Origin of the sequence: Suicoccus acidiformans, from assembly GCF_003546865.1 — a bacterium.
In the GTDB taxonomy this organism is placed as follows: Bacteria; Bacillota; Bacilli; order Lactobacillales; family Aerococcaceae; genus Suicoccus; species Suicoccus acidiformans.
Genome location: NZ_CP023434.1, coordinates 2,489,423 through 2,501,868 on the forward strand (window position 1 = coordinate 2,489,423; position 12,446 = coordinate 2,501,868).

The window sequence follows — 12,446 nt, forward strand, 5'->3', positions numbered from 1 at the left end:
AATCTAACAGAGGTTCTTCAGTCGACAAGTTCGTTCTAAGAAGTCGGCTGATTACTTCACCCACATTAGATTTCAGTCATCTATGTGGGCACATCTCATTGACAGCTCCCCATAGATACAAACGCCCGTTTGTATCTATTGAAGATACAAAGGCTATCCATAGTAGCTGTAGTAGTAAGATGCTGTTGCAAGTAAACATACGTTCATCTTCTTAGTCCTTTCTTTTTTTGATATACCTATGTTAATCGAGAATCTGATAAAAGTCAAGCGATTATTTAAGATTTATCATCATTTTCTCATTTTAAGGTGCTTGAATAGAGCTAGGATCAATACCTAACTGCTCTGCTACATCTTCATTTACAACCAGTTCAAGGTTTTCTGCTGTTTCCACCGGCATCTCACTTGGGCTTAAATCTTCCTCAATTTGGCGCAACAACATGCGTGCTGTCTGACGGCCTAATTCATAGTAATCTAAACCATATGTGGCCAAACCGTTCTCACGTGTCATATCGGTCGATCCGCCAATTAAAGGGAGGCCTGCTTCAATTGCTAAATCACCCACGAGCGTCATTGCACTGGCAATAGTATTGTCTGTTACGGTAAAGATTGCATCAATATCTTCTTTCGCGAGGGCTCCGACAATTTGGGAAATATCATTGGTGGAAGTTACGGTAGATTCTACCACTTCAATCCCTTTCTCTGCAAAGACTGCCTTGGCCTTCTCAGCTTCACTCAATGAATTCGTCTCCCCCGAGTTATAGATCAATCCAACGCGGTCGGCTTCAGGGACAATGTTAATGAGCAAATTGACTTGTTCTTCAATCGGCCCAGCATCGATGGTTCCAGTCATATTCCCACCCGGCGCTTCATTACTTTCGACTAATTTAGCTCCTACGGCATCGGTAACTGCTGAGAAGTAAATCGGCTTTTCTTTCTCAATATTAGCCAGATTCTGGGCTGCAGGTGTCGCAATAGCGAATAAATAATCACTTGAATTCGTCAGTGTTTCACTCATGGATTGTAAATTAGCATTGTCGGCTGAAGCATTTAAGTAATTCACATCAAGGTTCTCACCTTCAACGTAGCCATTGGCTTCCAATTCAGCTAAGAAGCCTTCATAAGTTTGGTTCAATGACTCGTGTTCCACATATTGTAAGATACCAACTTTTAGAGTTTCTTCAGCCTCAACTTCTGCTGCAGCTAAGGGTGTTAGGATGCTAGTTACAAGGAGCGCTGCGCTCGCCAATAATTTAGTTACTTTATGCATATTTATTCTTCCTCTCTTTATTCAGGTGCTTTAATTCCGGTTGGGTCAATACCAATGGCTTCAGCAAAATCTTCATTGACAATTAATTCTAAAGTTTCAGTATATTGAATCGGTGTATTCTCTGGAACTGTATCATTTTCGATATGATCAATCAACATATTGGCTAACTGCTTGCCGTGGTCATAATAGTTCAAGCCATAGGTTGCTAGTCCATTCTCAAGAATCATATCGTTTGACCCTCCGAAGACGCCCACTTGTTGGTCTTTGGCCATATCTCCTACTAAAGCCATGGCAGTGGCCGTGGTATTATCAGTAACTAGAAACAGCGTATCAACCTGAGGTAGCAAACTTGAAAGTACCGATGATATATCATTTGTAGACGACATCGTTTGAATTACCGGCGTCAAGCCCCGTTCTTCCAACTCTGCCACGGCAATATCAACTTGATACTGGGCATTGCTTTCCCCCGCATTATAGATTAGACCAATTTTCTGTGCATCTGGGTACACACTTTGCATTAAGGAAATCTGCTCAGCAATTGGACCTAGATTACTCACTCCAGTCACATTACCACCAGGGACTTCTATACTTTGGGCTACACCCGCACCAACAGGATCGGTAACCGAAGCTAGGTATATCGGCACCTTCGTCGTGGCATTCGCTAGTGATTGTACGGCAGGCGTACCGATAGCCACGAGGACGTCATTATCTCGGGCTAACTTGTCAGACATGGATTGCAAGGTAGAAGTGTTGCCACTAGCATTCTCATAGTGAATGTTCACATTCTCACCATCAATATAGCCAGCTTCAGCTAAACCCTCAACAATACCTCGGTAAGTCTCGTTATAGGAGCCATGTTCAACGTGCTGTAAAATACCAATATTTATCACGTCCTCCGCAGCAACCATAGGTTGATTCAGAGCTCCCACCATAATTAGCGTTAATGCTAGTAATCTTTGGATATATTTCTTCATCATTATCCTCCTTTGAATTATTTCACGCGTGTTTGACAATCGCCAGTGCGGATAACCTCCAAGGTCGCATCCAGGCCACCTTGGACTAGGTTCTTAACTGCCACGTCTGTGTAATAAGCAATATGCGGGGTATAAACAATTTTCGGATGGTCTAGAATAGCCTGGAAAGTAGCATCTTCAATGGTACGACCACGCCAGTCTTTCGGCATATAAGGTGCTTCATGTTCATAAACATCAATGGCTGCTTGGGCAATATAGCCTTGGTCAATTGCTTCAATAAGCGCTTCTGCATCCACTAAGCCACCTCGAGCAGTGTTGACCAGGATGACCCCTGGTTTCACTTTTGCTAAGGTTTCTCGGTCAAACATATGATGACTCGATGCATCCAGTGGTGTATGCAAAGTAATAATATCGGCATCTTGGATGGCCTCTTCTAAACTATCCACATACGTCAACAGATCGTCATATTCAGCCTTCGGCTCAATATCATAGCCAATCACCTTCGCCCCCAAGCCTTGCCGATAAATTCTAGCTACCCGAGAGCCAATCCGCCCGACCCCAATAACTGCGACCGTCATCGCGTTAATTGGGCGCGCCCGAATTTCTGTTTCCCATAAGAAATTCTGCTCATCTACTCGCGCTTGAATGAGGGAACGATTTCGCACCAAGTTCAAGGCAGAGAAAACCGCAAATTCAGCAATCGACTCCGGTGAATAACTCGGCACATTGGAGATGACAATGCCATGATTCGTCGCTGAGGGCAAATCATACATGTCAAAACCGGCACTCCTCTGGGCAATATTATGAATACCGTAGCTTTCTAGTCTTTCATACACCGGGTCAACAATCGGATCCATCTGCATTGTCGTTACCCCATCATAACCCTCTGCGAGATGAACAGTCTCAGGAAGTAAGGGTTCAGGTATCATGTCAACTTTTACCCCATGCTCTTTAGACCAAGCCTCAATAAACTCTCTTTCTTCTTCCGTTGTTCGATATGCTAATATTTTCTCCATGATCTTTCTCCTTTTAATAATAAAAAAACCTACGATTAGACTTACAAAAATCTAATCGCAGGTTAATTTGCTGAATGTCTCCGATTGTCACCGGTCCTGTCAGCCCACTTTAGATTTTTGCAATCTATGTGGGCACGCATAAATAACAGCTCCCCATAGATACAAACATTTTGTTTGAAATGTGTTTGTATCTACAGTTTCAGATACAAACACTATCTAAAGTTGCTGTTAAAAAAGACTGCGTTGTGCAATTTGACCTGTGCCATCGAATTCCATTCCTTTCCAAATAAGTTAAATACATTATAGCAAGATTCTCATTTATGTCAAGGGGTTACTCATAATAATTTAATGATTTTCGAGATTTTCTTTCTGGTTCGTCGCGTCTCCGGACATGTCATCCAAGGAAAAGCCATATTCGCGCGTAGGCATAGGCGGTTGGTAACCGAGATAACATACCGCAAAGTCTTTCATGCGGGCGGCCACTTCGCGGCTTTCCCGCTCCAGTCTGGTTGAACTAGACTCCTCAACCGCCACGCCAACTGCATCAATACCTAAGAATCTTGCTAACATCAGCGCTCGGTGCAAATGATACCTTTGGGTCACTAGCACAACTTGGTCTTCCTTGATGACTTTCTTCAAACGAAAGAGACTATCATAGGTTGAATACCCCGCATGATCTAAGTAAATACGCTCACTAGCAAGGCCTGCTTCAACTAGATAAGCTTTCATAACACCCACTTCGTTATAATTGTCCTCCCGATGATCCCCTGACATAATCAAAGACTGATCGGCATTCATCTCCCCAAGAGCCTCGGCAGTATCTAAGCGTTTCTGTAGAATCGTACTGGGATATGCGTTGTCAATCACGCCTGCCCCTAAGACTAGTATAGGCCAATCACGATACTCTCCCATATCCGCTTGGTATTCCTCAACAGATGCATAAATATCTGGGGCTGTTGATAGAACAACAAAGGCATTTATTATGACAAGTCCCAGTACCGCTAAAACTAGCGCTGCAAGAATGAACTGCAAGAACATCTTCATCCCCCTTTGAATTTTCCTTAATACCTTCATATTTCCCTCCCAGACAAACATCCCCGTCGGCAAGTAAGTCTATCTCTTTTCAGTTTGTCCCTTTTCAAATAAATGTATCATACAACAAAGCCCCCTAAATAACCAGCAAAAAACGGATGAATTTCCTCACCCGTTTCTACTGATATTTATCCAACTCATTCATTGGCAGCAAACTGACTATTATACAGATTCGCGTAACGTCCACTTAAATCCATCAGCGTATCGTGATCACCTTGCTCGACAATATCCCCGTCTTCCATATAGAAAATCAAGTCTGAATCTCGAATAGTTGACAGACGGTGAGCAATTACGAAACTTGTTCGCCCTTTCATCAACTCGACCATCGCTTCTTGAATCAAGCTTTCAGTCCGTGTATCGACGGAGCTGGTTGCTTCATCCAGAATTAATACGGGACGATCTGCTAAAAGAGCCCGCGCAATGGTTAATAATTGCCTTTGACCTTGAGAGATATTCGCCGCATCCTCTGATAGCTCAAAGTGATAGCCTCCTGGCAAGGATTGAATAAAGTGGTGTACCCGTGCCTGCTTGGCCGCTTTGATGACCTCTTCATCACTTGCGTCTAAGCGACCATAGCGAATATTCTCCATAATGGTTCCTTTAAATAACCATGTGTCCTGCAAGACCATGGCCATCGCTTGCTGGTAGCTTTGCCGACTATACCTCGTATTCGCCTCTCCATCTAAGCGAATACTACCGCCATCCACATCATAGAAGCGCATCAACAACTTCACAATCGTGGATTTACCAGCCCCAGTTGGTCCAACTAAAGCCACCTTCTGGCCTGATTGAACCCTGGCACTAAAGTCATGAATGATTGTTTGACCTGGCACATAACCAAAGTGCACATGCTCAAAGGTTACATCCCCTTCAACCTCAGCCACAACTAAGTTATCCCCTTCTGTTTGCGACTCTTCCGCTTCATCTAGAAACTCATAGACTCGGTCTGCTGAAGCAGCCATCGTCTGCATTAAGTTCATAATTTGCGAAATCTGCGAAATCGGCTGAGTAAATCGGTTCACATACTGGGTAAAGGCTTGGATTTCGCCAACACTCATGCGTCCCATAATGACTTGAAAGGCACCCACAATGACAACCATTGCGTAACCTAGGTTAGAGAGTAAGCGCATCAAAGGGAATAAAATCCCTGAGTAGAACTGAGAACGCCAAGCATCTTGCCACATCCGATCATTACTCGCCTCAAATTCTTCCTTCGTTTCCTCTTCTTGATTGAAAGCTTGGACAATATTCAAGCCTGAATAAACCTCTTCGACTTGACCGGTCATCACGCCTAAAGTGCGCTGTTGGCTGCGGAAGTATCTCTGCGAGTAACGTGTAATCCATTGGATAATAATCACACTCACTGGCACAATTAGAATCACCAGAATAGCCAGAAGACCATTCATAGAAAACATAATGATACCTATACCGATAATCGTTGCTACCGAAGTTAATAATTGTGCCGCACTTTGACTTAGGGATGCCCCCAACGTATCGACATCATTGACAATCCGTGACAACACCTCGCCATAAGGCGTTGATTCGAAATAGGCCATTGGCATCCGATTTATTTTGTCCATCATGGCTTCACGCAGGCGATAAGTGTATGTCTCGGTCATCGTTATCATGGCATAACCTTGAATTGCACTGAAAATCGCACTAATGATATATAAGGTAGCCACCCATACTAGTACACGCCCGATGGCTTGAAAATCCATCCCCCCTGTTCCTTGAACTAAGCGGGTAATGCCTTCAAATATTAAAGTAGTGGCTTTCCCTAGTTCACGTGGTCCGAAAATGGTTAAGACGGTTGAAAGAACGGTAGAGATGAGCACTACGACAATAAGTCCTTTAAATTCAGCTAAGCCTTTTAACACACGTTTTAAGCTAGTGAACATGGTCGACATACTATTAAATCTTTGGCGCATCAAATCCCTCCATTTCTATTTCGCTTTCATTCGCATCAGACGTTTGCGCTAATTCTTCCTCCGATAATTGGGATGAGGCAATCTCACGATATACAGATGAAGACTCTAATAACTCTTCATGGGTCCCAATGCCATCCACGCGGCCTTCATCCAGGACAATAATTTGATCTGCATCTAAGATGGTACTTATTCTTTGGGCTACGATAATAAGTGTCGCATCACTTACTTCTTCCTTCAACACTTGCCTTAATGAGCGGTCCGTTCGGTAATCCAAGGCAGAGAAAGAATCATCGAAGATATAAATCTCAGGATCTTTCGCAATCGCTCGCGCAATGGATAAGCGTTGCTTCTGCCCACCCGAAACGTTGCTGCCCCCTTGTGAAATAGGGGCATCATAACCTTGGGCTTTACCTTGGATAAATTCCTCGGCATGGGCAATCTGTGCTGCTCGCTCAAGCTCTGGCTCAGATAAATTCTCAACACCATAGCCGATATTACTGGCAATTGTCCCAGAGAATAAAACCGCCCTTTGGGGCACATAACCAATTAAATCCCGTAGCTGTCTCAAGCTCAATTGACGAATATCTACCCCATCGATAGTAATAGATCCTTCGCTCACATCATGGAAGCGCATTAATAAATTTAGAATTGTTGATTTCCCACTACCGGTACTTCCAATAATTGCTGTCGTCTCACCTGGACGGGCAGTGAAGTCGATGTGTTCTAAAGAAGGCTCTTCAGCATCATTAAAAGTAAAAGATACGTCGTTAAATGAAACGACTCCTGCCACATCTTCCAGCACTACCGATTCATGAGGCTCATGAATTGAGATCGATGTCTCAATGACTTCCCGCACCCGATTTAATGAAATTAAAGCACGCGGAATTTGCATCGACATTCCGGCAAATATCAAGAAACCAAACATCACTTGCATCGAGTAAGTAATATAAGCCATCATATCCCCAACTTGCATAGTCCCGCTGGCAATATTCTGTGCCGCAAACCACACAATAAAGATACTTGTTATATCCATTACCAAAGTAATAGTCGGCCCTATTAAAGACATCACCCGACCTGTGAATAAATGCGTGCCTTGCAATTTCTCGTTCGCTTGATCAAATCGCTTCGTCTCATAACCTTGTCGGCCGAAAGCTCGAATGACTTGCAAGCCTGTCAAAACCTCGCGCGCGATTAAATTCACCTTATCAAATAATTTCTGCACAATTTGATATTTCGGCATGGTCAAGGCCATTAAGCCCGCAATCAGACCAAAGACAACCCCGACCCCCACGGCTAAAATCCAAGCCATTGATTTCTGTGTATTGAGTACATAGTACATCCCACCTAAAGCCAGGAACGGAGCATAGGCAGCTCCTCTAAACCAAATCGCAATGGTCATTTGTACTTGTTGGATATCATTAGTCGTTCGCGTAATTAAAGACGCAGTTGAGAATTGATTAATCTCCGTCTCTCCAAAGTGCAATACTTTATCAAAGGTCTCTGAGCGCAGCTGCTTGCCGACATTGGCTCCCAGAATAGACGATAAATAAAAGGCGAAAACTTCTATCATCACCGTAATCAAGGCAATACCCACCATAATGCTACCTTGGACAAGTAAGTAACGCACTTGAATATCATGTGGATTGTAGCCGGCATTGCGATAAAAACTTAAAGCTGTCTGTACACCCAAGTTATGCACATGATTCTCGCCATAGGCCACTAACTGCTCATAGGCGGCATCTCGATCTGCATAAGCCTCCTGAGGGAGGGAATCACTCTCCTGATACAAAGCCATTGCTTCAATTAAATGATTTTGTAGCGCTTGCATCTGTACGTCATCTTTTTGCACCGCTTCATGTAATACATAATTGCCTCGATTATCTTGATAGTAATGTGTTGCGAGAGTCTCACTTTCTTCTTGTGACAATAGCGGACTTAAGTGGGCGTAATCATCTTGATTCATCGCCAAAGGGACCGCATACTCAAAGCCACTATTCTGAATCCCGACATCCACTAAATCTGATGTATAAGAAGGCAGCAGCAGGGTAAAGTGGGCCCTAAATATATGACTAACCAGCAATACAAGTATAATAAGCCACTGCGACTTCAATTGTTTCATCAAAAACTTCAATGAATCTTCTCCTTTCTCTATAATGTATTCACTGCTCTATCCATGAAGAAGCTCCGCTGTAACCAACCGAGACTAGCCATATATGATACCTTTACTCAAAAGCTTTTCACAGAAAAATCACAAAAGAATTCTTCCCATTACAACAATACCTCGTGATTTCTGGTATAATCAAGAGAGATGCGTATTGGAAAGAGTTGATACTTTTAAGCAGTCTTATGTATTATACCAGTCTGAATATCTGTTTCAACTTAGTTGACTCAAACGATCAATACAAACTAAAGGACGTGAATTCTTTGAACAAAATAAAACAAGCCCTATTGCTGATACTCCTGCTCGTAAATGTATTCTCTCCTACTGTTTACGCAAATCAAGCGAGCGAGACAACTAACGCAACCGAATATAGCGCTCAGATGCAACCGCTCTTTAACGAAAGAGCCTTAGACGACGATTCGACAGAAGAGCTACCGCAAGCCACCGTGGATGTAGGCTTAAGCGTAGAGGAATTACGCGAAGCAATGATTAACTACTACAAAGAGGACTTCTCACCGGAAGAGAAAGCCGAAAACCAGCAAGAAATCGACCCAGATCGTCTCGCGGAACTCATTGAAGAACTCGAGAAGATTGAATGGATTAACAGCCTAAAGCCTCAATTGGACCAGGTATCCTTTACCGTTGATGGAAATACCTTATACGCTTTACGCATTATCATTCCTATGTCCTACCAAAACGCTGAAGCCTTACATCCAAATCATGACATCCAACTTCTCAACGAAGTCTTCACCTATTCTAGAAATCGTCTCGTACTATTGGGCTACTATGACGAAGCTAAGCAAATCGTCACACCCCTGCACCTCACTACCCAATCTAGCCCCCTCTTTTATAATGAAGCAATTGATAAATAAGCAAACACCCTAAGTTTCTTGGGAAACTTAGGGTGTTTTAACGTCTTCTTATACAAACGGCGCAATCAAGCGTAGGATAGAATCCCATATTTCACCTAAGAAGCTAGTTCTCGTATCTGCCAAGGTAATCTGGCGTGACTGTGCCTGACTATCAAGAAAGTCTGCTTTAATATCAGCAATGATCGGATGGTAATAGAGTTGAGTACTCGTCTCAAAGTGCAAATACAAAGAGCGATAATCAAAATTTATCGTTCCCACTGTTGCCATCACGTCATCAACAACCATTGACTTAGCATGTAGAAAGCCAGGACTGTATTCATAGATTTTTACACCAGCTTTAAGTAACGGCCGGTAATAAGAACGGGTCATACGGAATACGAGTTTTTTGTCAGGGATACCTGGCGTCATCAGACGAACATCTACACCGCGTTTGGCTGCCATTTCTAAAGCTGTCTGCAACTCATAGGAAATAACCAAATAAGGTGTATAAATATAGACATAATCCACTGCATAATTCAACATATCCCGATAGACATTCTCACCTAGGGCTTCTTCATCAAGTGGAGAGTCGCCAAACGGCTGCACAAAGCCTTCCGTAAGGTACTCTTCCGTCGTAGTTAGACTTTCCTGGGAGGCTACCATCATTTCTTGATCATAGAAGGCATCATAGCTTCGATCAATCGGATAGAAGGCATTCCACATATTTAAGAATAGGACAGTTAAATTCCATGTTGCAGGCCCATCCATTCGAATCATTGTATCTTTCCAGTAGCCAAAGCGTTCCTTCACATTAATATACTCATCGGCAATATTTACGCCACCGGTATAGCCAATCTTGCCATCAATAATAACATACTTGCGGTGATCGCGCGTATTGTAAAGTAGCGATACAACTGGCTTAACGGGGTTGAATTTCAAAGCCTTAATCCCAAGGGCTTCGCATTGCTCATCGAAATTTACAGGCAAGCGAGTTATTGAACCAAAGTCATCATAAATAAAGCGAACGTCTACCCCTTCTCGTGCCTTCTCCTTCAATACATCGAAAATCGCATCAAACATAACCCCATATTCCACAATAAAGAACTCAATAAAGATAAACTTCTTGGCTTGCTTCAAATCATAAATTAAATCATTCATCATTGACTCGCCGCTAGGGAAGTATTTAACATCCGTATTGGAATACACTGGCATATTATCATAGGAGCGTAAATACTGACTCAGTCCACCGATACGGGAATCCAAAGCTTGCAATTCCTCCTGGGCATCCGGTACTTCTTCCATAACATGTGAGAATTTCGTCTGTTGGCTATAGAGCTTATTGCGCATCCCCTTCGCTGGACGTTTATTTCCCGTTAGGAAATATAAGAGACCACCGAAAATAGGAAATAGACCAATCAACATAATCCAACTGGTGCGATAAGCCGGACTATCATTATTGCGGATAATATAGAGAATAATGACGAGTGACAGTCCGATTAAGACGACATTCATCCACGCAGCGTAATCTATCAATCGTTTGAATATAATAACAAACCATGCAATTTGGATTAAAAATACGATGGCAATAAACACAATGCGTTCCAAGCGGGGCTTTCCTTGTATATTCTTCATGCTTATCTCCTCTTCAATTCTGAATGATTATTATACCGTAATGAGAGCTATTTGGGGACGTTACCCAATCAGCCACAATTGACCCCCAAGCTCACATAGTTAAATCTAGTACTAACACGCAAAAATCCTCAAAAGAAGCCTAATGTTCTTTTGAGGAATATTCTTTAATCCTTATGCTTACTATCTTCACGGTATTTCTCCATTAAGGTCGCAAAGATTTCCTCACTCGCAGGTGGTGTATAAGTAATCGCATTAGCTCCTGCTTGAATCGTTTTCGTGATTGTATCGCCCGTCGGGCCTCCTGTGGCAATAATCGGTACTGTTGGACCAACTTCCGCCCGAATCTTCGCTACTAAAGCGGCCGTGCCTGCGCCTCCAGAGATATTCAACATATCCGCGCCACTTTCTAATTTACCGATATAATCATCGTAAGGAGAAGAAACCGTTGCAATCACCGGAATGTCAATCGCTTCATTAATTTGCTTAATGACCTCATTCTGCATAGGAGCATTGACAACAACACCGTATCCACCCAGTTGCTCCGCTTGAAAAGCTAAATCTACACTGCGCTTGCCTGTTGTCGTCCCCCCGCCTACTCCGAGAAAGACTGGGGCAGAAGATACATTCAGAATCGCTTGCATAATTGTTAATTGCGGGGTAAAGGGATAAACCGCCATAACAGATTGGGCATTGCTATTCTTAATAATGGCAACATCTGTTGTAAATAACAGCGACTTAATCCGTTGGCCTAAAATCATAATACCTGAAGCTTCGTAGATTTCTTCAGGAACTTCTACAATTCTGCTCTTTAATGTCGCTTGATAACTTGGAATAAATTTCTTTGTCTTAACCGGTGTCGTCGGCTCAACGTCTCGAATGATAATTTCCGTTTCATTATTCTCATTCAACTGCGTTGTGACAGATTGATAGGTTAAATGTTGATTATCATAAGTAAAATCTGACTTCATTCGCTGCTCTTTGCTCATAGAACTCACCTCATGCATTCATACATTCTTACAGAATTATTTACATCCGAAACTTTGCTTAACGATAAATACCGGCCAATTGTTCAGCATTAATCTGCTCTGCGATAGCAATCAAGCGCAAGACTCGATCATCATTTAGTGAATAAATCACATGCTTACCTTGCTTCACACATTGGATAAGCCCTTGATTGCGCAAAATCATCAAATGATGGGAGGTTGTGGCAATTGAGGCATCCAACAACTTCGCAATTTCATATACACATAAATCACCTTGATCATGCAGAAATGCAATAATTTTCAAGCGCTTTAAATCGCCTAATACTCGAAATGTATTGGCTACTTCCTTAAAATCATCATTGTCTACTTCATCTTCTAAACGATCAGCAATCGCTTCAATCGTCTTCTCATCCTTAAATTGATATTCTTGCATTCTTATACTTCGCTCCTTATACCTTTCATATTCTAACAATGAACCTTTGAGAAAACCAATCAAATCAAATGCCCTTCGACCACTCAAACGCTCATCCCTTGTATGAATG

General features: G+C 42.6%; 10 protein-coding genes. 1 reads left to right on the forward strand and 9 read right to left on the reverse strand.

The window, feature by feature from the left end:
- Positions 1–301: 301 nt before the first annotated feature.
- The 6 genes from CL176_RS11770 to CL176_RS11795 form a co-directional block, all read right to left on the reverse strand.
- Complete coding sequence (locus tag CL176_RS11770; protein WP_118991464.1) at positions 302–1,267, reverse strand: ABC transporter substrate-binding protein; 966 nt, start codon at positions 1,265–1,267, stop codon at positions 302–304.
- 17 nt (positions 1,268–1,284) lie between these two features.
- Positions 1,285–2,241, reverse strand: a complete 957-nt coding sequence (locus CL176_RS11775; protein ID WP_162890974.1) for an ABC transporter substrate-binding protein — start codon at positions 2,239–2,241, stop codon at positions 1,285–1,287.
- 17 nt (positions 2,242–2,258) lie between these two features.
- Positions 2,259–3,257, reverse strand: coding sequence for a D-2-hydroxyacid dehydrogenase (locus tag CL176_RS11780; protein WP_118991466.1), 999 nt, complete (start codon positions 3,255–3,257; stop codon positions 2,259–2,261).
- A gap of 345 nt (positions 3,258–3,602) precedes the next feature.
- Complete coding sequence (locus tag CL176_RS11785) at positions 3,603–4,331, reverse strand: SanA/YdcF family protein (RefSeq protein ID WP_162890975.1); 729 nt, start codon at positions 4,329–4,331, stop codon at positions 3,603–3,605.
- A 155-nt stretch (positions 4,332–4,486) separates the two neighbouring features.
- The gene (locus CL176_RS11790; RefSeq protein WP_118991468.1) at positions 4,487–6,277 is read right to left on the reverse strand and encodes an ABC transporter ATP-binding protein; all 1,791 of its coding nucleotides are present in this window, start codon (positions 6,275–6,277) and stop codon (positions 4,487–4,489) included.
- Positions 6,261–8,408: an ABC transporter ATP-binding protein gene (locus tag CL176_RS11795; RefSeq protein ID WP_118991469.1), complete on the reverse strand. Its 2,148-nt coding sequence runs from the start codon at positions 8,406–8,408 to the stop codon at positions 6,261–6,263. Before CL176_RS11795 ends, CL176_RS11790 begins: the two co-directional genes overlap by 17 nt.
- A gap of 293 nt (positions 8,409–8,701) precedes the next feature.
- Between CL176_RS11795 and CL176_RS11800 the strand changes: the two genes are divergently transcribed.
- Positions 8,702–9,310, forward strand: coding sequence for a hypothetical protein (locus tag CL176_RS11800; RefSeq protein WP_118991470.1), 609 nt, complete (start codon positions 8,702–8,704; stop codon positions 9,308–9,310).
- Positions 9,311–9,358: 48 nt separating this feature from the next.
- Here the strand turns inward: CL176_RS11800 and cls are convergent, their stop codons facing one another.
- The 3 genes from cls to CL176_RS11815 all read right to left on the reverse strand — a co-directional run bounded on the left by cls (position 9,359) and on the right by CL176_RS11815 (position 12,337).
- On the reverse strand, positions 9,359–10,921 hold the full coding sequence (cls, locus tag CL176_RS11805) for a cardiolipin synthase (protein ID WP_118991471.1): 1,563 nt from the start codon (positions 10,919–10,921) through the stop codon (positions 9,359–9,361).
- A 164-nt stretch (positions 10,922–11,085) separates the two neighbouring features.
- On the reverse strand, positions 11,086–11,907 hold the full coding sequence (locus CL176_RS11810; RefSeq protein WP_240430558.1) for a hydrolase: 822 nt from the start codon (positions 11,905–11,907) through the stop codon (positions 11,086–11,088).
- Between the two features lie 58 nt (positions 11,908–11,965).
- A complete protein-coding gene (locus CL176_RS11815) occupies positions 11,966–12,337 on the reverse strand; it encodes an ArsR/SmtB family transcription factor (RefSeq protein ID WP_118991472.1) in 372 nt (123 codons plus the stop codon).
- Positions 12,338–12,446: the final 109 nt, after the last annotated feature.

Coding starts and splice junctions, on each gene's coding strand:
- CL176_RS11785 (WP_162890975.1), bottom strand. CDS start 4,331: ATGAAGGTATTAAGGAAAATTCAAAGGGGGATGAAGATGTTCTTGCAG.
- CL176_RS11780 (WP_118991466.1), bottom strand. CDS start 3,257: ATGGAGAAAATATTAGCATATCGAACAACGGAAGAAGAAAGAGAGTTT.
- CL176_RS11775 (WP_162890974.1), bottom strand. CDS start 2,241: ATGAAGAAATATATCCAAAGATTACTAGCATTAACGCTAATTATGGTG.
- cls (WP_118991471.1), bottom strand. CDS start 10,921: ATGAAGAATATACAAGGAAAGCCCCGCTTGGAACGCATTGTGTTTATT.
- CL176_RS11790 (WP_118991468.1), bottom strand. CDS start 6,277: ATGCGCCAAAGATTTAATAGTATGTCGACCATGTTCACTAGCTTAAAA.
- CL176_RS11815 (WP_118991472.1), bottom strand. CDS start 12,337: ATGCAAGAATATCAATTTAAGGATGAGAAGACGATTGAAGCGATTGCT.
- CL176_RS11810 (WP_240430558.1), bottom strand. CDS start 11,907: ATGAGCAAAGAGCAGCGAATGAAGTCAGATTTTACTTATGATAATCAA.
- CL176_RS11770 (WP_118991464.1), bottom strand. CDS start 1,267: ATGCATAAAGTAACTAAATTATTGGCGAGCGCAGCGCTCCTTGTAACT.